Here is a 22,415-nt window from a genome sequence, read left to right as displayed (position 1 = left end):
CCAGCAGGATGAAAGAGAGCTGACATGGCGGGGCGGCTGTTCGCAGTGGTCGGACCTTCGGGCGCCGGCAAGGATACCCTGATGGCGGAGGCCAAGCGCCGCCGGCCTGACCTGCATGTCGTGCGCCGGGTCATCACCCGGCCGGAGGTGCCCGGGGGCGAGCAATTCGACTCGGTCAGCGTGGAGGAGTTCCAGCGTCGCAAGGCCGAGGGCGATTTCGCGCTCGACTGGGAGGCGCACGGGCTGTTCTACGGGATCCCGAGCAGCATCGACCTTGCGGTCTCCGAGGGGCGCGACGTGCTGTTCAACGGCTCTCGCGGTGTGATGGGGCGGGCCTGGGAGGAATTTCCCGGCCTGTCGGTTATCCTGGTGACGGCCTCCGTGCCGGTGCTGGCCGAGCGGCTGGCCGCGCGCGGGCGCGAGACCAGGGACGGCATGGCGACGCGGCTTGCGAGGGCTGCCTATGAGATCCCATACGGACCGCCGATCCGTGTGGTCGAGAACAACGGAGAGCTCGAGGCCGCGGTGCAGGCCTTCCTGTCCGTGCTTCAGCCGTTCAACGTGTAGCGGTGCAGGTTGTGAAAGCGCCCGTCCTGGCCTTCGCCGAAGAGACAGATGTCCCGGATGCGAAGGGGGGCGGGCAGGATCGGCTCGAGCACGGGGGAGAGGAGGGTTTCGATCTCTTCGGCCTCCTCGTCGGGCAGCGGGCCGGAGAGCGTGAGGTGGAAACGGTATTCCTCCATCACGTAGGGATAGCCCCATTGCTGGAGCAGTACCTCCTGCCGGTGGCTGAGGCCGGCCTGCCGTCTGCGTTCCAGCTCGGCCTCGCTCGGTACGGCGCGGAAGGCGTCGAGCGCCTCGACCACGCGGGCGGCCAGCAGGGCGAGCGGGGTGGGGTCGCCCTCGGGGACGAGGGCAAGAAAGCCGTCGATCCGGTCAAGCCGCAGCCCGTCCACCATCACCGGCTCGAGAGAGGAGGCGAGCGCCTCCACCGCGTTGTGCAGCTCGGAGACGTCGAAGCCCGGCGCCAGCCGGAAGGGCGGCTTGAGCGTGGCGTGCAAGCCGTAGCGGTGCGGGGGCTCGGTGATCTTCGCCACCGGCATCGGCAGGCCGGGCAGGGTGGTGCGCGCCACCTTGCGGCCGCCGCGCGGATCCCAGCCGAGCCATGCGGCACCGAAATCCGCCAGGGCGCCAGGTGGCGGAGCGTAGTAGAGCGCGTATCGCGTGAAACCGTCCATGGCTTTCCTCCTGTCTCGCGCCTAGCACGTCACGGCTCTGGCCGCGAGATCATAGAAGAACGGAACCTCTCATGTCGCTGACAATTCTCGCCAATGCCCGGATGGTGCTTCCCGACTGCGTGCAGATGGGCAGTCTGAGGATCGACGGCGGGCGGATCGTCGACATCGCGGCGGGCGGCGGCGTGCCCGAGGGGGCGGTCGATTGCGAGGGCGATCTTGTGATGCCGGGGCTGATCGAGCTGCACACCGACAACCTGGAGCGGCACATTCAGCCACGGCCAAAGGTCGATTGGCCCCACGCGGCGGCGATCGTGGCCCATGACGCGGAACTGGCCAGCGTCGGGATCACCACGGTCTTCGACGCGATGCGGGTGGGTTCGGTGCCGAATCCCCGCAACGACTACGCCGCCTATGCCCGCGGGCTGGCGACCGAGCTGCTGCAACTGCGCGCCGAGGGCGTGCTCCGGATCAGCCATTACCTGCACCTGCGGGCCGAGATCTGCTCGCAGACCCTGATCGAGGAGATGGCGGCCTTCGGCCCCGGGGACCGGATCGGCATCGTCAGCCTGATGGATCACACGCCGGGACAGCGGCAGTTCCGGGATGTCTCCCGCCTCAAGCAGTATGTGCAGGGCAAGCACGGCATGTCCGACGACCAGTTCCTGCAGCATGTGGCCCATTTGCGCGCCCTCCGCGACAGGTATGGGGAAGCGCACGAGGCGGCGGCGGTGGCGGAGGCGCGGCGCTACGGTGCGGTGCTGGCCAGCCACGACGACACCATCGGCGAGCATGTCGAGGTCTCGGCGGCGCACGGGGTCCGGTTGGCGGAATTCCCGACCACGCTGGAGGCGGCGTCCGCCTGCCACGACCACGGGATCGCGGTGATGATGGGAGCGCCGAACCTGATCCGGGGCGGCAGCCATTCCGGCAATGTCGCCGCCAGTGCCCTGGCGGAGGCCGGGATGCTGGACATCGTCAGCTCGGATTACGTGCCTTCGGCGCTGCTCTCGGCGGCCTTGATGCTGGGCGATTTCTGGGGGGATCTGCCGCGCGGCGTGCGCACCGTAACGACGGCGCCGGCGGATGTGGTCGGGCTTGCGGATCGCGGGCGACTGGAGATCGGCGCCCGCGCCGATGTGATCCGGGTGCACAGGGTCGCCGGCGCCGGCGCGGTTCGGGGCGCCTGGGTTGCCGGTCGTCGCGTGGCCTGACCCGTGGAGGCGGGAGCCCGAGGCGCCCGCCCGAAGCTGTCAGAGCCCGAAGCCCACGTCGGTGCGGCTGCTGGCGTTCAGCACGGCCATGCAATCCGGCGCTTCGCCCTCGCTGGCGGCGCATTCGGTGACGTTGTTGATCAGAAGGCGGTTGATGCCTTCACAGGGCTGATCGGCGAGATCGAACTGGACGACCTTGGTCTTGCCGTCGGTCAGCGCCCCGAACTCGAGGATCAGCAGCCGCGATACGATGTCGCTCGCGTCGAAGACGGCAACCTCGAAGGAGATCGCATCGAGATCCGTGCCGGTTGCGTTGCGCGCGACATAGGTCATGCGGCAGCCGTTCTCGGAATCCCGGACGTTGTTCAGTTCCAGCCCGAAGCCGCTGTCCTGGGCAAGTGCAGGGGCGGCGCTCAGGCCTGAAATGGCGACCATGGCCAAGGCCGCAATGGATTTCGGCATCATCGGATTGCTCTCTCAAGGTAACCAAAAAAACGCTCGTTCCTAAGGGTTAGCACGTTGCCGGCGGTGCGCAAACCTTTCTGAGCAGGGCGCTTGCGACCGCGCGGGGTGCGGCGCGGGCCTTTCAGGGGCGCTGCATTCGGGAAACACCCGGCCCGAGAGGCGGCCTGCGGCGACAGATCGTCTGTCATGAACTTGCGGCCCTGAGATAGGTCTTGGCGGGCAACACCTGTCGATGCACTGGCCGCCCGGGGGCCGCCGCATCTCACGACAACCGCGACCGGGACATGGGATGTGACGATGACGACCATCAGGAACACGCCTTGGGACGCGCTGGAAGTGGGAATGGAGGCCGAGCTGCGCCGGGTCTGCCGCGCCGACGACTTCTTCGTCTTCGCCAACATCACCGGCAACATGAACCCCAAGCACTTCCCACGGTTCAAGAATGTCGAGGGGGCGCTTCAGGAGCCGGTGGCCCCGGCGATGTGGATCGCCACGCTGGTTTCGTCGGTGCTCGGCAACAAGCTTCCCGGGCCGGGCACGCTCTACAAGTCCCATTGCCTCGAGTTCTTCGAACGCGCCTTTGCCGGTGACGAGGTTGTCGTCCGGATCAAGCTGACCGAGAAGAAGGACGATTGCATCGCCGTTTTCGAATGCGCCATCGACACCACCGACGGCAAGAAGCTGGCGCGGGGCGTGGCCGAAGTGATCGCGCCGACCGACCCGATGGACTACAGTTTCGACGACATCCCCGGCCTGATCGTCGAGCGGCATGTCCATTTCGACAAGCTGTTGGCGGAGGCGCGGCCGTTGCCGCCGATCCGGACGGCCGTTGTGGCGCCCGAGAGCGAGGATGCGCTGCTTGGGCCGTTGCTCGGCTACGACAACACGCTGATCGACCCGATCCTGATCGGCGATGCGGCCAAGATAAGGGAGGCGGCCGCCAAGGTCGGCCGGGACATCTCGGCATTCGAGCTGATCGACGAGCCGCGCCACCGGGCCGCGGCCGCGCTCGGTGTCCGACTTGTCAACGAGGGGCGTGCGGCGGCGCTGATGAAGGGCAACCTGCACACCGACATCCTGCTGGCGGAGATCGTCAAGCGGGATGGCGGGCTGCGGGTGGGGCGCCGGCTGAGCCATGTCTTCGTGATGGACGTGCCGGGGCTCACCCACCTGCTGCTGATCTCTGACGCCGCGATCAACATTGCGCCGGACCTCGAAACCAAGGTGGACATCACCCAGAACGCGATCGACCTTGCCCATACGCTCGGCATGGCCGAGCCCAAGGTCGGCATCCTCTCGGCGGTGGAGACGGTGAACCCGAGGATCCCCTCCACGCTCGAGGCTGCCGCGCTCTCCAAGATGGCCGAGCGCGGGCAGATCACCGGGGCGCTGGTCGACGGACCGCTGGCGATGGACAACGCGATCAACCTCGAGGCCGCCCGTACCAAGGGCATCCAGTCGATGGTCGCGGGGCAGGCCGAGATCCTGATCGCGCCGAACCTCGAATCCGCCAACATGCTTGCCAAGGAGCTGACCTTCATCGCGCATGCGGAGGCGGGCGGCATCGTGATCGGGGCGAAATGCCCGGTGATCCTGACCAGCCGTGCCGATGACGACAAGGCGCGGCTCGTCTCCTGCGCGGTGGCGGCGCTCTATGCCCATCGCAAGCCGCCGGCCTGAGCGTGGGGCGACCTTCGCAACGTCGCGCAGCCCCCTGAAAAGACGGGAGTCATTCGCAAACATGTAGCGCGCTCGGACGCGATCTGCTCATATTCAGTCTGAGGAGATCCTGCTGGGGAGGGGGAGATGGAACCGATCGGCGCTGCGGCCTTGTACGACAACATCAGCTTGCCGTATTTCTCGATAGGCGGGGCAATGCTGATCCTTCTGGTATCGCTGCCGGCGGCCGCGGTCCTCGGCTTCCTGTCCGGCGCGCGGCGTCGTCAGGTTCTGATCAAGACCGGGCGTCCGGTGGACCAGGTGGCCGGGGAGACGACGCTGGGCGCCGCGCTGGCGCTGCTCGGGCTGCTGATCGCCTTCAGCTACGGCAACTCCCTGAACCTCTCGCAAACCCGCAAGTCTGTCCTCGTTTCGGAGGCTGCGGCCCTAGGAACCGCGTTCCTCCGGGCGGACTACCTCGCCGAGCCCGGCAGGACAGATCTGCAGGTGGCGCTTCTGGACTATGCGCGGACGCGGCTCCTGCCGGGAGACAACTCGATCACCTCGCTGGAGGAGGCGCAGCGCTTCATCGCCACGACGCTCGAGTTGCAGGCGAGGCTCTGGCCCCTGACGCTGGAAGCCACGGCCGACCCGCTGCCGCCGCCGATGAAGGCCTTTGTCGCAGGCGCCGTGAACGAGGCGCTGGATTCGCACCTCTACCGGGTGGAGACGCTCTCGGTGCCGGTCTCCGAACTGGCGCAGGCGATGTTGCTCGCCGCGGCCCTGCTCGCGCTGTTCCTGCTCGGCAACCGGGCCGGGACCATCGGACGCAAGCTCAGTTGGCGCACCTTCGCATTCTCCGGCTTCCTGTTCCTGGTGATGGCCTCGATCCTCGACATGCAGCGCGCCACCGAGGGCCTGATCCGGACAGATGCAACGGCGATGCTGGTGACAATCTACGACATGGAGCAGGCGCTGGCCGGCCGCAGCTGAGCGGCGCCGGCGAGGGCAGGTCAGGCGACGTGCTCAGGGGGCGCGTCCGATGGTGCAGTTGACCCTCTGGGGCAGGGCACCGATAACGCGCCCGAGGTCCGCTGTCCTCCGCAGGGGTGCGACGGCGCGGGGCCCAATCAGCGAGGCATTCATGAAGACGAGACAGCTGGGCGCGAAGGGATTCGACGTGAGCGAGGTGGGGCTGGGCTGCTGGCAGCTCGGCGCCGACTGGGGCAGCGGCGTGGCGCGCGACATCGGGCTCGAGATCCTGACCACCGCCGCAACGCATGGTGTGAGCTTCTTCGATACCGCCGATGTCTACGGGGCAGGGCGCAGCGAGGATCTGATCGGGCAGTTCCTGAAGCACTGGGACGGGGCGCCGATCCGGGTGGCCACCAAGTTCGGGCGGGGCCCGGGCGTCTATCCCGACGGCTACACCGAGGACGCCTTGCGCCGCGGCGTCGAGGCATCCCGGGAGCGGCTGGGCGTGGAGGCCATCGACCTTGTGCAACTCCATTGCATCCCGACCGAGGTGATGCGGCAGGGCGAGATATTCGACTGGCTCCGCAAGCTGCAGGACGAGGGCGCGATCCGGCATTTCGGCGCCAGCGTCGAGACGGTGGAAGAGGGGCTGATCTGCCTTGAGCAGGAGGGGCTGCTGTCGCTGCAGGTGATCTTCAACCTGTTCCGGCAGAAGCTGGTCACCGAACTTCTGCCGCAGGCGGACGCGAAGGGCGTCGGCATCATCGTCCGTCTGCCGCTGGCGAGCGGAGTGCTCAGCGGCAAGTTCACCGCCGAGACGACCTTCGATGCGAAGGACCACCGCAACTACAACCGCGACGGTGCGGCCTTCAACGTGGGCGAGACCTTCTCCGGACTGCCGTTCGAGAAGGCGGTGGAACTGGCCGAGGCGCTCAAGGGGATGCGGCCGGAGGGCATGACGCTGGCCAAGATGGCGCAGCGCTGGATCCTCGATCATCCGGCGGTGTCCACGATCATCCCGGGGGCCTCGGCGCCGGACCAGATCCTGCGGAATGCCGCGGCGTCGGACGTGGCGCCGCTGCCCAAGGCACTGCACGAGGAGCTTGCGGCGTTCTACGCGGCGGAGATCAAGGACCACATCCGGGGCGCATACTGAGGCGTCGGATCGCGGGGGGCTGAGAGCCCCCCGAAGATCTTTCCGGGAGGCCGCCGGGGCGTCAGAGCGGGGCGAAGCCGTGGATCAGCTGCCGCAGCCCGAGCCAGGCGCCGATCATGATCGCGCCGAGCGTCAGGGGGGCCGAGAAGGCCAGCAGCGAGAAGGCGGAGAGCCCCTGTCCCACGGAACAGCCGATCGCGACGGCGCCGCCCGCGCCCATCATGACCGCGCCGCCGATCTGGCGGCGGAGTTCCCTCGGGTCCTCGCAGGCTTCCCAGCGGAAATGCCCCTTGCGCAGGCTGCCGATGAAGGCGCCGCAGAGCACGCCGGCCACCGAGCCGACGCCGAAGGAGAGGTTCATGCCCGAGGCGAGCATGGCGTAGAGCACGGTGTCGCCGAGCGGGGCCGAGAAGGTGTGGCTCTCGACCGGTATGGCGCCGAAACTGCGGTGGGACATGTAGGTAGTGGCGGCCCAGCCCGAGACGATCGACAGGCCGACGACCGCCGCCCAACCCATCGCCTTGCGGCTCGCCCGCACCCGCGCCGGCGCAAGCGCGGCGGCAAGGATCGCGGCCCCGATCAGGATCCCGATGGCGGCGGGGGCGAGGCCGGTTGCGTCGGACAGAAGATGCGCGAAGCCCGCGGGCGTGCCGGTGCCCAGCAGGGTGTCGGGAAAGACCGCGACCCGCAGCGCGGCAAAGGGACCGGAGATCACCGAATAGGCGGCGATCGCCATCACCAGGACGATGATGAAGGCGCGCAGGTCGCCGCCGCCGACCCGGGCGAGCACCCCGTAGCCGCAGTTTCCGGCCAGCGCCATGCCATAGCCGAAAACGAGGCCGCCAACGATATGGGCGACCGGGTTCCAGCCGGTTCCGAGGTAGAAACTGTCGGTCGGTTCGAAGAGGCCGGCTCCGGCGAGACCGAAGGCGCCGATGACCGCGACGCCGATCGCAACCGCCCACATGCGCATCCGGATGTCGGACCCGCCGTAAAGAGCGTCTTCGATTGCGCCAAGTGTGCAGAAGCGGCCGATACGGGCTGCAAGCCCCAGGCCCAGGCCTCCCAGGAATCCAAGCAGCGCGACAAGCACGCTGTCTTGCAGGATCTCGCCCATAAACAGCCCTCCCCAGCTGTTCAGGCCGGGTCGATGCCCTGTCGTGGCAGTCGGCCGACGGCCTAGTCGGCGCTCTCTTCCTTGCAGAAAAGGTCGTAAACGACCTCGAGTATCCTGCGGGGCCGGTCATCGGTCAAGGAGTAGTAGATCGTCTTTCCGTCGCGCCTCGGGGTCACGAGACCCTCAAGACGAAGCCGCGACAATTGCTGCGAAACCGCCGCCTGGCGGACCGACAGCAGGTTCTCGAGTTCGGTGACCGATTTCTCTCCCGTGACCAGGTGGCACAGGATCATCAGCCGTCCCTCGTGGCTGATCGCCTTCAGGAAGTTCGACGCCGTGGTCGCCTTGGAGACGATCTTGTCGATTTCCTCTTCGGTTGTCTTGGCGTCGATGATCGGCAATCCCATGGCGTCCAATCTACTTTCATCAGCTTCACAGAACCCAAAATTGCATTTGGGCGCAGAGTTTTCAATGCGGTCGGGCGGTGTTGCCGGCAATCCTGACTGCGTATGGCCGGAAACGCCAGCGGATTGTGCGGTTTCTTCCGCATTCCCGGCCGGCGCGCGCGCGTCCGGCTGGTGTGTCGGCGGCTTAGCCACCGGCGGCCACAGGAGGGCGGTAGGCCGTGTTTTCCTGCAGCATCCTTTCGATCAGACCCCAGAAGAAGTCCTCCCCGGGGTAGCCTTCGAGCCGAGCGATTTCCTGTCCATCGGCGTCGATCAGAATGAAGGTCGGTGTGAAGTTGACCCGGCGTTTCAGGCGCAGCGCGTCGATCTCGTCGCCGCGCAGATCGACACGCCGCAGCGGCGCATGGGCGCCCTCGGGCGTCTTCGGATAGATCGGTCCGATCTCGTCTTCCCAGCGGGCGCAGTAGCTGCAGCCGGCCTGCTCGACCATCACCAGCTCCACGGCATGACCGGGCAACGCGGCCAGCGCCATCATGGCGGACACGGCGAGAACGCGAAGAATTCCGGACATGGGGTGTCGGCTCCGATTGACGGGTCACATTCGACAAAGATAATATGAATATATGAATGGGACAAGGGAGGGACGTCCATGCTCGAGGTTTCCTGGGCGGGGGCCGCGCTGGCGGGCCTGCTGTCCTTCCTCTCGCCATGCATCCTTCCGATCGTTCCATTCTATCTGTCCTACATGGCCGGCGTCGGGATGAACCAGATCAGTGCCGAGGGGACGATCCCGCCGGAGGTGCGGCGCCGCGCGGTGATCTCGGCGATCTTCTTCTCGGCCGGGATCATCACCATCTTCATGGCGCTCGGCGCCTCCGCCTCGGCCTTCGGGCAACTGGTGTCGCAATACATGGACATGCTGCGAATCGTGGCGGCGGTGGTGATCATCGCCATGGGGCTGCATTTCCTGGGCGTGATCCGCATCGGCTTTCTCTATCGCCAGTTCCGGGCGGAGGCGGGCGACACGGTCCGGATGTCCTGGCTCGGGGCCTATGTCATCGGTCTGGCTTTCGCCTTCGGCTGGACGCCCTGCGTCGGCCCGGTTCTGGCGGCGATTCTGTTCACGGCGGCGACCGAGGCCGAGGGCGCCATGCGGGGCGCGATGCTGCTTCTGGTCTACGGCATCGGGATGACGCTGCCCTTCGTGCTGGCGGCCTTCTTCATCGGGCCGTTCATGCGCTGGATGAAAGGCTTCCGGAAGCACCTGCCGAAGATCGAGAAGGCGATGGGTGTCCTGCTGATCGTCTTCGGGGTGCTGATCGGGACGAACTCGGTGAACCTGATTGCCGAATGGATGCTGAATTACCTGCCCGCGATCGGCTGATGCCGTCGGGCCAATTTCATACCTTGGGAGGAGACGCGGAATGTCGAGGAGAATGTTCGGCGCCACGGTGGCGCTCCTGCTGGCTGCGCCGATGCTGCTTGCGGCCGAGATCGGGGACGACGGGCTTCACAAGCAGCCCTGGATGCGGGACACGTTCAAGGACCTGCGCGAGGACCTGGAAGAGGCCAATGCCGAGGACAAGCGGCTGATGGTGATCTTCGAGCAGCGCGGCTGCATCTACTGCAAGAAGATGCACGAGGAGGTCTTCTCCAAGGCGGAGGTCTCGGACTTCATCGCCGAGAACTTCTTCGTCGTTCAGCTCAACATGCACGGTCAGACCGAGGTGACCGATTTCGACGGCGAGGTCCTGAGCGAATCGGACATGGCCAAGAAGTGGGGCCTGATGTTCACGCCTCTGATTCTTTTCCTGCCGGAGGAGGTGGCGGAAGGCGAGCCTGCGAACCGCGCCGCGGTGGCCACGATGCCGGGCGCTTTCGGGGCCAGCACCACGATGGATCTGCTGGTCTGGGTCACGGAGCACGGCTACGAGACCGACGAGGACTTCCAACGGTATCACGCACGCAAGCTCAAGGAGCGTCAGGGGTGATCGGTGTTTTGTGTCTGATTTCATGCGGGAATTGAAAGGATTGACTGCCTTCGCGTGACCTGATGAACGGATCGATCAACAGGCAAAATTCAAAAAATAGAATTTGTTGTTGCGTGGGTCGATTTCTGTGCGCTACGGTACACGGAGCGATCCAGATCAGACATCGCACGAAACGCGAAGGCGTCGCTACGGGAGGACATATGAAACGCGCTATTTCAGCGGCAGCCGCCGCCATGACTCTGGCTATCCCGGCCATGGCCGAGACCGTCGATCCGAACGACGTGGTCTACGAGGAGGGCGCGATCACGGCGTCTCTTTCCGGTGCGGCAGGCAACCCGGAGGAGGGGGCCAAGGTCATCAGTGAGAAGTCGATCGGCAACTGCGTGTCCTGTCATCAGGTCAGCGCGATGCCGGACGTGCCCTTCCAGGGCAATGTCGGCCCGGCGCTCGACGGTGTCGGCGATCGCTGGTCGGAGGCCGAGATCCGCGGGATCGTCGCCAATGCCAAGATGACCTACGACGGCACGATCATGCCCTCGTTCTACAAGACCGGTGATTTCATCCGGCCCGGTGTCGGCTTCACGGCCAAGCCGCTGGCGCCTGAGGATGTCACCCCGCTGCTCACCGCGCAGCAGATCGAGGATGTCGTCGCCTATCTCGTGACGCTCAAGGAATAGCACTTCCCGACCGGGCGGGCCCGACAAGGGTCAGCCGGTCCCAACCAAGGAGAGAGAGATGAACTTCTCACGACGCGAGACGCTGGCCCTGGGCCTCGGCGCCGCCGCGATGGGCTTCATGCCCTTCCGTGTGAACGCCGCCGCCGAGGATGCCATTGCCGCCTTCACCGGAGGCGCCGAGGTCGGCTCCGGCGGACTGACCCTGACCGCACCGGAGATCGCCGAGAACGGCAACACGGTTCCGATCGCGGTGGATGCGCCCGGCGCGGCCGCCATCCTGCTGCTGGCCACCGGCAACCCGACCCCGGGCGTGGCCGAGTTCAAGTTCGGCGAGCTGGCGGGCAGCCAGGCGGCCTCGACCCGCATTCGCCTCGCCGGCACGCAGGACGTCGTCGCCGTCGCCAAGATGGCGGACGGCAGCTTCGTTCAGGCTTCTTCGACCGTGAAGGTCACCATCGGCGGCTGCGGCGGCTGAGAGAACAGGAGACATAGAAAATGGCAGATGGTGTCAAACCCCGCGTCAAGGTGCCGAAATCTGCGGCCGCCGGCGACGTGATCACGATCAAGACCCTGATCTCGCACCCGATGGAATCCGGGCAGCGCAAGGATGGCGATGGCAACCCGATCCCGCGGTCGATCATCAATCGCTTCACCTGCGACTTCAACGGCAAGAACGTCATCGACGTGACGCTCGAGCCCGCGATCTCGACCAACCCGTACTTCGAATTCGAAGCGACGGTGCCGGAAGCGGGCGAGTTCAAGTTCACCTGGTACGACGACGACGGCTCCGTCTACGAGGACGCCAAGTCGATCTCGATCGGCTGAGCCCGGGCAGGGCAAGGGAAGGACAGCCGGCTCCCGGAAGCGCTCCGGGGGCGGGCCACCCACAGGGAGGACACGAGACATGAAATTCAAGGCAATGACGGCGCTTGCCGGTGCACTTGCCATCTCCGCCGTCGGAGCCGCGAATGCCGACCCCGTCGATGACACGCTGGTGATCAACGACGAGATCGAGATGACCGTGAAGACGGCCGCGCCGGAGCACATGGAATACGTCGACGAGGTCATGTCGGGCTGGATGTTCCGCAACGACGACACCCGCGACATGGAGCGCGACGACTTCGACAACCCGGGGATGCTCGGGGTCGAGGCCGCAATTGAGGCCTGGGACACGGTCGAAGGCACTGCCGGCAAGGCGTGCTCCGACTGCCACGGTGCGATCGACGAGGACCAGATGGTCGGCGTCAAGCCTGTCTATCCCAAGTGGAACGAGGCCGCAGGCGAGGTCTGGACCATCGAGATGGCCATGAATTCCTGCCGGACGGAACAGATGGGCGCCGAGGCCTGGGGCTACAACAGCGACGACATGATCAACATGTCCGCGCTGATGTCCTATGTCTCGCGCGGTCTTCCGGTCAACGTCGCCATCGACGGTCCGGCCGCCGAGACCTGGGAGCAGGGCAAGGAGATCTACTACACCCGGTACGGTCAACTGGAGCTTGCCTGCGCGAATTGCCACGAAGACAACTACGGCAACATGATCCGCGCCGACCACCTGAGCCAGGGCCAGATCAACGGCTTTCCGACCTATCGTCTGAAGAACGCCAAGCTGAACGGCATCCACAACCGGTTCAAGGGCTGCATCCGCGATACCCGCGCCGAGCCCTTCGGCATCGGCAGCCCGGAGTTCGTGGCGCTGGAGCTCTACGTGACGTCCCGCGGCAACGGCCTGTCGGTCGAAGGTCCGTCGGTCCGCAACTGAGCTGACATGCCCGCATCGGCCCCGAGCCGGTGCGGGTTTTTTGCGTTCAGAAATATTCAAATTTGCGCATGTTTGCCGCATTGACAGGGCAGCCAGCGCCACCACGAGGAAAAGAATCGCATGATCTCGCGCCGTGACTTTCTGCAGGTCTCGATGGCTGCCTCCGCCATCGTCGGGGCTTCCGGTTTCGGAAACTGGGGCCGCCTTGCCGCCCAGCAGGCGTTGACCCAGGACCAGCTCCTGGAATTCGACACCTTCGGCAACGTGACCCTGATCCACGTCACCGACATCCACGCGCAGCTCAAGCCGATCTATTTCCGCGAGCCGGAGATCAACCTCGGCGTGGGCGATGCACGCGGCCAGATCCCGCACATCACCGGGGCGGAGTTCCGGAAGCTCTATGGCATCGAGGATGGCAGCCCGTCGGCCTATGCGCTCACCTACAACGACTTCGCGGCGCTCGGGAAGGAATACGGGCAGGTCGGGGGGCTCGACCGGGTCTCCACCGTGATCAACGCCATCCGCGCCGCCCGTCCCGACGCGCTGCTGCTCGACGGCGGCGACACCTGGCACGGCTCCTACACCTGCTATCACACGCAGGGCCAGGACATGGTCAACGTGATGAACAAGCTCGCGCCCGACGCGATGACCTTCCACTGGGAGTTCACCCTGGGCTCCGACAGGGTGCACGAGATCCTGGCCGATCTGCCCTTTGCGGCGCTCGGCCAGAACATCTTCGACCAGGAATGGGACGAGCCCAGCGAGAACTTCGAGAGCTACAAGCTGTTCGAGCGCGGCGGGACGCTGGTCGCCGTGATCGGTCAGGCCTTCCCCTATATGCCGATCGCCAACCCCGGCTGGATGTTCCCCGAATACTCCTTCGGCATTCGCGACGAGCGGATGCAGGAGATGGTGGACGAGGCGCGTGGCGAAGGCGCCGAGCTGGTCGTCGTGCTCAGCCACAACGGCTTCGACGTCGACAAGAAGATGGCCTCGCGCGTGTCTGGCATCGACGTGATCCTCTCGGGCCACACCCACGACGCCGTGCCAGAGCCGGTGCTGGTGGGCGAGACGATCATCATCGCCTCCGGCTCCAACGGCAAGTTCGTCTCCCGCGTGGACCTCGACGTTCGCGACGGCAAGATGATGGGCTTCAAGCACAAGCTGATCCCGATCTTCTCTGACGTGATCGAGCCCGACGCCGAAATGACCGCGCTGATCGACGAGCAGCGTGCGCCCTATCTCGACCAGCTCACCGAGGTGATCGGCCAGCTCGACATGGAGGCGGTGCTCTACCGCCGCGGCAATTTCAACGGCTCCTGGGACGACCTGATCTGCGACGCGCTGCTCTCGGAGCGCGAGGCCGACATCGCCATGTCGCCCGGCGTCCGCTGGGGGCCGTCGCTGCTGCCGGGGCAGGAGATCACCCGCGAGGACATCTGGAACGTCACCTCGATGACCTACCCCAACGCCTATCGCACCGAGATGACCGGGGAGTTCATCCACGTGATCCTCGAGGACGTGGCCGACAACCTGTTCAACCCCGACCCCTATTACCAGCAGGGCGGCGACATGGTCCGGATCGGCGGCATGGGCTACGACATCGACGTCACCAAGCCCCAGGGCAGCCGGATCACCAACCTGACCCTGCTCAAGACCGGCGAGGCGATCGACCCGGCCAAGACCTACATGGTCGCCGGCTGGGCGAGCGTGAACGAGGGCACCGAGGGCCCGCCGATCTGGGACGTGGTCGAGAGCCACATCCGCAAGCTCGGCACCGTCTCCACCCGTCCGAACAATTCCGTCACAGTCACCGGCGCCTGACGCCGGCGTCATCGAACATCGCCGCGGGGCCACCCCGACGGCCGAACGCAACATCAAGGAGGGACATCCCCGATGACCACCAAAGACAAGGGGCCCAGCCCGTCGCGGCGGCAGTTCCTGACCGGCGCCGCCGCCGTCGGTGCCGGAGCCATGGCCGCCGGTGCCAGCCGCGCTGCCGGACCCGATCCGCTGATCACAGAAGTCCAGGAATGGGCCTCGGGCATGGGCGCAGGCGTCGATGCCACGCCCTATGGCCTGCCGATCGAGTTCGAGGGCGACGTGGTGCGCCGCAACGTGGAATGGCTGACCGCCGACACGATCTCCTCGATCAACTTCACGCCGATCCATGCGCTCGACGGCACGATCACCCCGCAGGGCTGCGCCTTCGAGCGGCACCATTCCGGCGCGATCTCGCTGCGCAAGGAAGACTACCGGCTGATGATCAACGGTCTCGTCGATCAGGAACTGGTCTTCACCTATGCCGATCTCGAGCGCTTCCCGCGCGAGAACCGGGTCTATTTCTGCGAATGCGCGGCGAACTCGGGCATGGAATGGGCCGGGGCGCAGCTCAACGGCGCGCAGTTCACCCATGGCATGATCCACAACATGGAATATTCCGGGGTTCCGCTTCGCACGCTGCTGAACGAGGCGGGCGTGAAGCCGGAAGGGAAATGGGTCTACGTGGAGGGCGCCGATGCCTCTTCCAACGGCCGCTCGATCCCGCTGGAAAAGGCGCTGGACGACGTGCTGGTGGCCTTCAAGGCCAACGGCGAGGCGCTGCGCATGGAGCACGGCTACCCGGTGCGCCTCGTGGTGCCCGGCTGGGAAGGCAACATGTGGGTGAAGTGGCTTCGCCGGATCGAGGTGACGGACGCCGCCGTGGAAAGCCGCGAGGAGACCTCGAAATACACCGATACCCTGGCCGACGGCACCAGCCGCAAATGGACCTGGGAGATGGACGCGAAATCCGTCATCACTTCGCCCAGCCCGCAGGCCCCCATCACTCACGGACCGGGCCCGCTCGTGATCACCGGCCTGGCCTGGTCGGGACGCGGGGCGATCACCGGGGTCGACGTTTCGGTCGACGGCGGCAAGAACTGGCAGAAGGCCCGTCTTGCCGCACCCGGTCAGGACAAGGCGCTCACCCGCTTCTACCTCGACACGGTCTGGACCGGCGAGGAGATGTTCCTGCAATCGCGGGCGCGGGACGAGACCGGTTATGTCCAGCCGACCAAGAACCAGCTCCGCGAGGTGCGCGGGCTGAACTCGATCTATCACAACAACGGTATCCAGACCTGGTGGGTCAACGCCGACGGGGAGGCCGAAAATGTCGAAATTTCCTAACCAGCTCGCCCTTGTGAGCCTGGTCGGCGTCTCGGCCATCGCTCTGGCGGTCGGGATGTCGGAACGCGCCGCCCACAAGGCGGCGGAGGCGGCCCACGAGGCGGCGCTGCATGCCGAGGCGACGGCGAAGTCCGCCGTGCCGCACGAGCCTGCGGCAGCCGAGGTCGCCGATGCGGCGCCGGCGGAAGAAGCCCCGGCCGAAGAGGTGGCCGAAGCGCCCGCTCCGGACGCCCCCGCGGAACCGGTTGCCGTCGCCGTGGTCGATGGCGCGACCGACAAGCTCGATGGCCAGGGCGACACCGATGCGATGACGGGCGAGGACACCGCCGCCGCGCAAGGCAAGTTCGGTCTCGGCCGCGCCGCGCTGCCCGAGGAGGTCGCCGCCTGGAACCTCGACATCATGCCCGACGGCACCGGGCTGCCCGATGGCGAGGGCGATGTCTGGACCGGCGAGGAGGTCTTTGCCGACAATTGCGCCGTTTGCCATGGCGACTTCGCCGAGGGCGTCGACAACTGGCCCAAGCTGGCGGGCGGCATGGACACGCTGGACCGCGAGGATCCGCTCAAGACCGTCGGCTCCTACTGGCCCTACCTGTCCACGGCCTTCGACTACGTTCGCCGCTCGATGCCCTTCGGCGCGGCCCAAACGATGAGCGACGACGACGTCTATGCCATGGTGGCCTACATCCTCTATTCCAACGACCTGGTGGATGACGATTTCGTCCTCTCGAAAGAGACCTTCCTCGAGGTCGAGATGCCCAATGCCGACGGGTTCATCGTCGACGACCGGGCGGAAACGGAGCTGGGGCTGTTCAGCGCCGAGCCTTGCATGGAGAACTGCAAGGAGAGCGTCGAGATCACCATGCGCGCGGCCGTCCTCGACGTGACGCCGGAGGATGCGGGCGTCCCAGCGGGAACCGCCGAGGCCGAGCCCGTGCAGGTCGCTGCCGCGGCCGAGCCGGCGGCCACGCCGGAAGCGGAGGCAGCCCCTGCTGCCGAGGAAGTCGCCGCAGCCCCTGCCGCTGCTGCCGATACGCCCGATCCGGAGCTCGTCGCCGCAGGCGAGAAGGTGTTCAAGAAGTGCCAGGCCTGCCACCAGGTGGGCGAAGGCGCGGTGAACAAGGTCGGCCCCACGCTCAACGGGATCGTCGGCCGCGCTGCCGGTGCCGGAGAGGGCTTCAAATACTCCAAGGTCATGGCCGGTGCCGGTGCCGACGGCCTTGTCTGGACCGACGAGACGCTCACCGAATACCTGACCAATCCGAAGGCTTATCTGAAGGGCAACCGGATGTCCTTTGCCGGCCTGAAGAAGGCGGAGGATACTGCAGCGGTCATCGCGTATCTCAAGGCGCATCCCTGAGGGGGGGGGCTGACGCAAGACCATCTGCTTCGGCCCCGTGGGGCCGGGGCTGACCGCGCAGGACGCCACCTCGGGGCCACGGATCAGTCGGGGCAGGGCTGTCAGAGAGCAGAAGACGGACAACAGAGGAGGAAGAAATGCGCTACCATATCTCTACCATCGCAGCGGCGGCATTCGCGCTGGCGTTGCCGGCCAGTGCCCAGGAGGCTGTTCTGCACGACTTCGACGGCTCCTTCGAGGATGCGACCTTTGCCGTCGAATCGGCGATCGTCGGGCGCGGGCTGGTTGTCGATTACGTGAGCCATGTCGGCGAGATGCTCGCACGCACCGGTGCCGACGTGGGCAGCGACGTGACCATCTTCGACGCGGCCGACGTCTTTCTGTTTTGCTCCGCCGTGGTGTCGCGGAGCGTGATGGAAGCCGACCCGATGAACGTGATCCACTGCCCCTACAACGTCTTTGTCCTGGAAACGGACGGCAAGGTGCAGGTCGGTTACCGGACCTATCCCGAAGGCCCGATGCAGGAAGTGCAGCAATTGCTGGACGAGATCGTGCGGGAGGCAGCCGACGGGTAGATCTGTTCCGGGCCGGATGGCCTGCCGTGCGGACTAGCCAATTCCTGTCGCCGACAACGACGGGGGCGATGCCTCCGTCGCGGCACAGGGCGCGCCATTCTAGGGGTGTTTCAACGCAGGCGACGTGTCGCGCCTGAACCGGATGACCCTGTGCGATTTCATGGCGTCGCACCCGTGGGCTCGGCGCTTGACCTCCGGCGCGGGAACCGCAAGCTGAAGGCAAGTGCGCTCGCTGCCCGGGCGAGAATGCCCGTGCGCGGCACGGCAGGGGAGCCGCCATCATGCCCGACGCCGCTCAGGATGCCGTCATCGCCTTTCTGACCGATCCCGCCAACCAGCGCGGGGCCGAGCCGGCGACGGTGATCCGCACCCATATCTCGGTCGTCGTGCTGAACGGGGACCGGGCCTACAAGCTCAAGCGCGCGGTCCGGCTGCCCTATACCGATTTCTCGACGCCGGACCTGCGGCTCGCCACCTGCAAGGCGGAATTTGCGCTCAACAAGCCCACGGCGCCCTCGCTCTATCTCGGCGTGCGGCGGATCACCCGTGCGGCGGGCGGCGGGCTGGAGTTCGACGGGCCGGGAGAGCTCGTGGATGCGGTGGTCGAGATGGTGCGGTTCGACGAATGCGACCTGTTCGACCGGCAGGCCGAGAGCGGCGTGCTGACCCCCGCGATCATGGCCACGCTGGCGCATCGCATCGCGCAGTTCCACGCCGAGGCGCCCGTGATCCACGCGGGCGGCGGGGCAGAGAACCTCGCCGGCGTTCTGGACATCAACCGGGCCGGCTTCGCGACCGGCGAGGTGTTCGGCGAGGCCGAGGTTGCCGCCTTCGACGCCGCCTTTCGCCAGCGTCTGGAGCGGCACGCGGCCGTTCTGGACGCGCGCGAGGCGCGGGGACTCGTGCGGCGGTGCCACGGCGACCTGCACCTGCGCAACATCTGCCTTTTCGACGGCCGGCCGACCCTGTTCGACTGCATCGATTTCAACGACCAGATCGCCACGGTCGACGTGCTCTATGACCTCGCGTTCCTGCTGATGGACCTCTGGCATCGCAACCTGGGCGGCCTGGCGAACCTCGTGGCCAACCGCTATTTCGACGAGATCGGGGAGGATGCCGGTTATGAGCTGCTGCCGTTCTTCATGGCCGTGCGGGCGGCGGTCCGGGCGCATGTGACGGGGACCTTCGCGAAGGATTGCGGGGCGGATGCGCCGCGACAGGCGGCCATCGCGCGGGAATACTTCGATCTCGCGCTGGAGTTGCTGGACGCGGAACCCTGCGGGGTAACGGCCATCGGTGGGTTCTCCGGCAGCGGCAAGACGACGATCGCCGAGACGCTGGCACCGCGCATGCCGCCGCCGCCCGGCGCGCGGGTGGTGGAAAGCGACCGCACCCGCAAGGCGATGTTCGGCGTGCCGGCCGAGACGCCACTGCCGCCGGAAGCCTATGACACCGAGGTTTCCGACGAGGTCTATGCGCGCTTGGCGGCCCGGTCGCGGGCGCTTGTCGAGGCTGGCGCGAGCGTGGTCGTCGACGCGGTCTTCGACCGCTCAGATCGGCGCGCGGCACTGGCGGAGGCCCTGCGCGAGCACCGGTTTGCCGGTTTCTGGCTGGCGGCGGATCCGGATGTCCTCCGCCACAGGATCGAAGTCCGGCCCAAGGGGCCGTCCGATGCCACGGTCGAGGTGCTTGAGGCCCAGTTGGCCCGCGCGTCCGGCTCGGTGGAATGGTCCACAATCCCGAGCGAGCGATCCGCCGAAGAGGTGGTGCAGGCGATGCTGGCAGGATGCCTTCAGGGCCGGTGACGCTGATGGAGCGTGGCCTGCGCTCCGCAGTCCAGGCACTTTGTCGAAACACTGTGACCTGAATTCCGGCCGGGCGTGTTAGGTTGGCCGAAATCGCTCGCGGCGCGCAAGCCGTCGCCTTTCCGTCACCAGGGAGCGCCCCATGCCGATGATTTATGTCGAAGCGAGACCGGTTTCACTCGGGCTTGTCCCGCTCGGGGCCGATCACCTCTATCTCGTCTATCGGAATTACCTCGGCCAGGACTACATCATCGGGGGTGGCCCGGACGGGCCGGAGGATGTCGTAGGGGGAGGGTTCGACATTCAGGTCAACGAGCCGATCGAGAGCTCTCCGGAAGCGCGCGGCGGCGAGAGCCCGTCGGATCGGGATGCGGTGGCGCTCGACTTTCCGGACCTGACGGTGGACGAGGCCTGGGCGTTGATGGTGCGTTACGCGCGGATGATCGACGAGGCCGACGTCCGCTACGATTTCAGCTCCACAAACAGCAACGCCCTGATCGGCGCGCTGGTCGAGGCGGCAGGGGGTGATGACGATTTCCCGCCCGATACCGGCAGTCCGCTCGGTCCGGTGGGACTGTCATCTGCGGAGGATATCCTGTCCAGCGTCACGCCGCCGGCGGACGGCGTGCTGCGCGGAACGGCGGCGGACGATTCCTTCGTGATGGCAGAGGTGCATGGCGAGGAGATCCGCGGCCGCGGCGGCGACGACCTGCTGGTGGGCGGCGGCGGGGACGACAGCCTTTATGGCGGTGCGGACGACGATGTGGCCCGCGGCGGTACCGGCAGCGACCTGCTCGCCGGTCAGCGCGGCGCGGACCGGTTGTTCGGCGGACGCGGCAGCGACACGCTTGCCGGCGGGGCACAGGCCGACCTGCTGAACGGCGGGCTGGGGGCGGACGTGCTGACGGGCGGTGGCGGCGCGGATCGGTTCATCTTCAGCGCCAAGGTCTTCGGGCAGGACATCATCGGCGATTTCCGCCCGGACGCATTGGGCGGGGCCTCGGACCGTCTTGTCCTGTCCACGGCCGAGGTTGCGGATGCGGACGCGTTTCTCGAAGCCTGCCGGGAGGAGGGCGGGGACACCGTATTCGATGCCGGTGGCGACGGGCTGAACACGATCACTCTGGCCGGCGTCAGCCTTTCGGACCTCGGGGCGGCGGATCTGGAGTTCGTCTGAACCTCGCGTGGTTCAGGGCATCAGCACATCCTTGCGAGCATAGCTCGCCTCATCGGTCATCCCGTCGTCGTAGGTCAGCCGCAGCCGGATTGTCTCGACGCTGCCGAGCGGTGCGGTGACGTAGATCGGATGCGCATCGCCGGTGATCGCATTCGGCGTGGCGGTGTCGGTGTGGCAGGGCTCCATCTCCAGCGGCGTCTCCGCCGGCGCGTCGTTGAAGCCGTAATGCACCGACTCCAGCCCGCAACGCCAGGCGAGGACGGAGGTGAAGTAGACGAGGTCCTGACCATCGTATTCCCGCACGGCGATCCAGCTTGCCCTTTGCATGTTCAGGATCGGGCGAACCTCGGCGGCGGTCGTGAAATCCTCCGCAGCGAGCGGCGTGGCCAGAAGCGCGGCAAGGCAGGCAAGGGCGGGGCGGATCATGGCGGCCTCCTGAGCGTCTGTGACGACGGGAAAAGCCTGCATCGGGGGCGGCCGTCTGGCAAGCGGGGAGAGGCACGGCGCCGAAAATTGCCGCGCTCGGTTCTTCATCTGGCCCTTGTTGCCGCCTATGGTCGCGGGAAGAACGAACCGCGGGCGGCACGGGCAGGATGCAGACCATTTCAGGCAAACCCTTCAACATCGCGGCCATCGCCCAGGGCGGTCGGCTGCAATACGAGGCGTTGCTTCTGGTTGCCTCCCTGCGGGCCTGCGATCCGGACTTCCCGGGCCGGGTGATCCTGCTGGAGCCGCAGCCCGGCGGCGCCTGGCCGGAGGATCCCCGGATCCGGGGCGAAGCGACCCGCGCCGCCCTCGACCGGCTTGGTGCAGAAATCATCCCCTTCGAGGCCCGTCATTTCGGCGCGGCCTATCCGCAAGGCAACAAGATCGAGGCACTGGCGGCCCTGCCGGAAGGGGAACCCTTTCTCTTTCTCGACAGCGACACACTGATCACCGGCCCGCTCTCTGCGGTGCCCTTCGACTTCGACCGGCCATCGGCCTCGATGCGGCGGGAACCGACCTGGCCCGAGATCGAGCTTTACGGACCGGGCTACAACGATATCTGGAGCAGCCTCTACCGCCGCTTCGGGCTCGATTTCGACAGCTCGCTCGACCTCTCGCAGCCCGACGGCTACTGGCAGCGATACCTCTATTTCAACGCGGGCTGGTTCTTCTTCCACGACCCGCAGGCATTTGGCGCGCGGTTTCTCGAGTTCGCCCGGTCGGTGCGGGATGACCCGCCGGAGGAACTGGTCTGCCAGTCGCTCGACCCCTGGCTGGACCAGGTGGTTCTGCCGCTGGTGATCCATTCCTTCGGGGGCGGCCGGCCGGGGCCGGAGCTCGCGGCGATGGACGGCGATGTAACCTGCCACTGGCGGGTCTTGCCGCTGCTCTACGCGCGCGAAAGCGACCGGGCCGTCGAGGTGCTCGAGCAGGTCGCGGCCCCGAACTGGATCAAGAAGGCGCTGAAGGAGCACGAGCCCTTCCTGCGGATGATCTACCAGGGGCGCGGACACAAGGTGCGGGCCATGTTCGACCGCGCGAACCTGCCGCGGCCGGAGCAGAAGATCCGCAACAGGATCAAGGCCGCGAAGCTCTGGATGCGCTGATCCCGGCCACCTGTCGGACCGGGCGCGCCAAGCCGCTTTTCGCAGGCGCAGCATCTTTTGCTTGATCGCGGAGGCCGGGC

At 66.6% G+C, this 22,415-nt stretch carries 24 protein-coding genes; 18 read left to right on the top strand and 6 right to left on the bottom strand.

Annotation, left to right across the window (positions count from 1 at the left end; all coding sequences use genetic code 11):
- The first annotated feature begins 24 nt into the window (after positions 1 to 24).
- Positions 25 to 567: a phosphonate metabolism protein/1,5-bisphosphokinase (PRPP-forming) PhnN gene (gene phnN, locus CHB86_RS06910; RefSeq protein ID WP_089232268.1), complete on the top strand. Its 543-nt coding sequence runs from the start codon at positions 25 to 27 to the stop codon at positions 565 to 567.
- On the opposite strand, the gene CHB86_RS06905 is transcribed toward phnN, so the two are convergent.
- Entirely contained in the window at positions 549 to 1,238 is a 690-nt protein-coding gene (locus CHB86_RS06905) for a DUF1045 domain-containing protein (RefSeq protein ID WP_089232267.1), read from the bottom strand. The two genes, phnN and CHB86_RS06905, sit on opposite strands and share 19 nt — an antisense overlap.
- Positions 1,239 to 1,309: 71 nt before the next feature.
- On the opposite strand from CHB86_RS06905, the gene CHB86_RS06900 reads away from it, so the two are divergent.
- On the top strand, positions 1,310 to 2,449 hold the full coding sequence (locus CHB86_RS06900) for an alpha-D-ribose 1-methylphosphonate 5-triphosphate diphosphatase (protein WP_089232266.1): 1,140 nt from the start codon (positions 1,310 to 1,312) through the stop codon (positions 2,447 to 2,449).
- A gap of 39 nt (positions 2,450 to 2,488) precedes the next feature.
- Here CHB86_RS06900 and CHB86_RS06895 read toward each other — a convergent pair whose 3' ends face one another.
- Positions 2,489 to 2,914 (bottom strand): hypothetical protein, encoded by a 426-nt coding sequence (locus CHB86_RS06895; protein WP_245837793.1) that lies wholly within the window; start codon positions 2,912 to 2,914, stop codon positions 2,489 to 2,491.
- Between the two features lie 297 nt (positions 2,915 to 3,211).
- On the opposite strand from CHB86_RS06895, the gene CHB86_RS06890 reads away from it, so the two are divergent.
- The 3 genes from CHB86_RS06890 to CHB86_RS06880 all read left to right on the top strand — a co-directional run bounded on the left by CHB86_RS06890 (position 3,212) and on the right by CHB86_RS06880 (position 6,704).
- Entirely contained in the window at positions 3,212 to 4,594 is a 1,383-nt protein-coding gene (locus CHB86_RS06890) for a bifunctional enoyl-CoA hydratase/phosphate acetyltransferase (protein WP_089232265.1), read from the top strand.
- Positions 4,595 to 4,720: 126 nt separating this feature from the next.
- Positions 4,721 to 5,566: a hypothetical protein gene (locus CHB86_RS06885; RefSeq protein WP_089232264.1), complete on the top strand. Its 846-nt coding sequence runs from the start codon at positions 4,721 to 4,723 to the stop codon at positions 5,564 to 5,566.
- 151 nt (positions 5,567 to 5,717) lie between these two features.
- Positions 5,718 to 6,704, top strand: coding sequence for an aldo/keto reductase (locus CHB86_RS06880; RefSeq protein ID WP_089232263.1), 987 nt, complete (start codon positions 5,718 to 5,720; stop codon positions 6,702 to 6,704).
- Positions 6,705 to 6,765: 61 nt separating this feature from the next.
- Here CHB86_RS06880 and CHB86_RS06875 read toward each other — a convergent pair whose 3' ends face one another.
- From CHB86_RS06875 to CHB86_RS06865, 3 genes are all read right to left on the bottom strand, one after another.
- Positions 6,766 to 7,821, bottom strand: coding sequence for a YeeE/YedE family protein (locus CHB86_RS06875; protein WP_089232262.1), 1,056 nt, complete (start codon positions 7,819 to 7,821; stop codon positions 6,766 to 6,768).
- A 62-nt stretch (positions 7,822 to 7,883) separates the two neighbouring features.
- A complete protein-coding gene (locus CHB86_RS06870) occupies positions 7,884 to 8,228 on the bottom strand; it encodes an ArsR/SmtB family transcription factor (RefSeq protein ID WP_089232261.1) in 345 nt (114 codons plus the stop codon).
- A 184-nt stretch (positions 8,229 to 8,412) separates the two neighbouring features.
- Positions 8,413 to 8,799 (bottom strand): thioredoxin fold domain-containing protein, encoded by a 387-nt coding sequence (locus CHB86_RS06865; protein ID WP_089232260.1) that lies wholly within the window; start codon positions 8,797 to 8,799, stop codon positions 8,413 to 8,415.
- Between the two features lie 78 nt (positions 8,800 to 8,877).
- Here CHB86_RS06865 and CHB86_RS06860 point away from each other — a divergent pair, with 78 nt between their 5' ends.
- From CHB86_RS06860 to CHB86_RS06805, 12 genes are all read left to right on the top strand, one after another.
- Positions 8,878 to 9,612 (top strand): cytochrome c biogenesis CcdA family protein, encoded by a 735-nt coding sequence (locus tag CHB86_RS06860; RefSeq protein ID WP_089232259.1) that lies wholly within the window; start codon positions 8,878 to 8,880, stop codon positions 9,610 to 9,612.
- A gap of 40 nt (positions 9,613 to 9,652) precedes the next feature.
- Positions 9,653 to 10,219, top strand: coding sequence for a thioredoxin family protein (locus CHB86_RS06855; RefSeq protein WP_089232258.1), 567 nt, complete (start codon positions 9,653 to 9,655; stop codon positions 10,217 to 10,219).
- A 200-nt stretch (positions 10,220 to 10,419) separates the two neighbouring features.
- On the top strand, positions 10,420 to 10,896 hold the full coding sequence (soxX, locus tag CHB86_RS06850; protein ID WP_089232257.1) for a sulfur oxidation c-type cytochrome SoxX: 477 nt from the start codon (positions 10,420 to 10,422) through the stop codon (positions 10,894 to 10,896).
- Positions 10,897 to 10,954: 58 nt separating this feature from the next.
- Complete coding sequence (soxY, locus tag CHB86_RS06845) at positions 10,955 to 11,371, top strand: thiosulfate oxidation carrier protein SoxY (RefSeq protein WP_089232256.1); 417 nt, start codon at positions 10,955 to 10,957, stop codon at positions 11,369 to 11,371.
- A 20-nt stretch (positions 11,372 to 11,391) separates the two neighbouring features.
- Positions 11,392 to 11,721 carry a thiosulfate oxidation carrier complex protein SoxZ gene (gene soxZ, locus CHB86_RS06840; RefSeq protein WP_089232255.1) on the top strand — a complete coding sequence of 110 codons (330 nt, stop codon included), beginning with the start codon at positions 11,392 to 11,394 and terminating at the stop codon, positions 11,719 to 11,721.
- A gap of 79 nt (positions 11,722 to 11,800) precedes the next feature.
- Positions 11,801 to 12,658 (top strand): sulfur oxidation c-type cytochrome SoxA, encoded by an 858-nt coding sequence (gene soxA / locus CHB86_RS06835; RefSeq protein WP_089232254.1) that lies wholly within the window; start codon positions 11,801 to 11,803, stop codon positions 12,656 to 12,658.
- 120 nt (positions 12,659 to 12,778) lie between these two features.
- On the top strand, positions 12,779 to 14,482 hold the full coding sequence (gene soxB, locus CHB86_RS06830; protein WP_089232253.1) for a thiosulfohydrolase SoxB: 1,704 nt from the start codon (positions 12,779 to 12,781) through the stop codon (positions 14,480 to 14,482).
- 72 nt (positions 14,483 to 14,554) lie between these two features.
- On the top strand, positions 14,555 to 15,826 hold the full coding sequence (gene soxC, locus CHB86_RS06825; protein ID WP_089232252.1) for a sulfite dehydrogenase: 1,272 nt from the start codon (positions 14,555 to 14,557) through the stop codon (positions 15,824 to 15,826).
- Positions 15,827 to 16,133: 307 nt separating this feature from the next.
- Positions 16,134 to 17,186, top strand: a complete 1,053-nt coding sequence (locus tag CHB86_RS06820) for a c-type cytochrome (RefSeq protein WP_245837833.1) — start codon at positions 16,134 to 16,136, stop codon at positions 17,184 to 17,186.
- A gap of 137 nt (positions 17,187 to 17,323) precedes the next feature.
- Positions 17,324 to 17,761: a DUF302 domain-containing protein gene (locus CHB86_RS06815; protein WP_089232250.1), complete on the top strand. Its 438-nt coding sequence runs from the start codon at positions 17,324 to 17,326 to the stop codon at positions 17,759 to 17,761.
- A 281-nt stretch (positions 17,762 to 18,042) separates the two neighbouring features.
- Complete coding sequence (locus tag CHB86_RS06810) at positions 18,043 to 19,566, top strand: bifunctional aminoglycoside phosphotransferase/ATP-binding protein (protein WP_089232249.1); 1,524 nt, start codon at positions 18,043 to 18,045, stop codon at positions 19,564 to 19,566.
- A 142-nt stretch (positions 19,567 to 19,708) separates the two neighbouring features.
- Positions 19,709 to 20,743, top strand: a complete 1,035-nt coding sequence (locus CHB86_RS06805; protein ID WP_089232248.1) for a calcium-binding protein — start codon at positions 19,709 to 19,711, stop codon at positions 20,741 to 20,743.
- A 12-nt stretch (positions 20,744 to 20,755) separates the two neighbouring features.
- On the opposite strand, the gene CHB86_RS06800 is transcribed toward CHB86_RS06805, so the two are convergent.
- Positions 20,756 to 21,169 carry a hypothetical protein gene (locus tag CHB86_RS06800; protein WP_089232247.1) on the bottom strand — a complete coding sequence of 138 codons (414 nt, stop codon included), beginning with the start codon at positions 21,167 to 21,169 and terminating at the stop codon, positions 20,756 to 20,758.
- Positions 21,170 to 21,336: 167 nt separating this feature from the next.
- Between CHB86_RS06800 and CHB86_RS06795 the strand changes: the two genes are divergently transcribed.
- Positions 21,337 to 22,335, top strand: coding sequence for a hypothetical protein (locus tag CHB86_RS06795; protein WP_176442794.1), 999 nt, complete (start codon positions 21,337 to 21,339; stop codon positions 22,333 to 22,335).
- Positions 22,336 to 22,415 lie beyond the last annotated feature (80 nt).

Origin of the sequence: Tropicimonas sediminicola (assembly GCF_900188335.1) — a bacterium.
In the GTDB taxonomy this organism is placed as follows: Bacteria; Pseudomonadota; Alphaproteobacteria; order Rhodobacterales; family Rhodobacteraceae; genus Tropicimonas; species Tropicimonas sediminicola.
The sequence above is the reverse complement of the archived record's forward strand: the minus strand, read 5'-3'. Positions and strand labels throughout refer to the sequence as shown.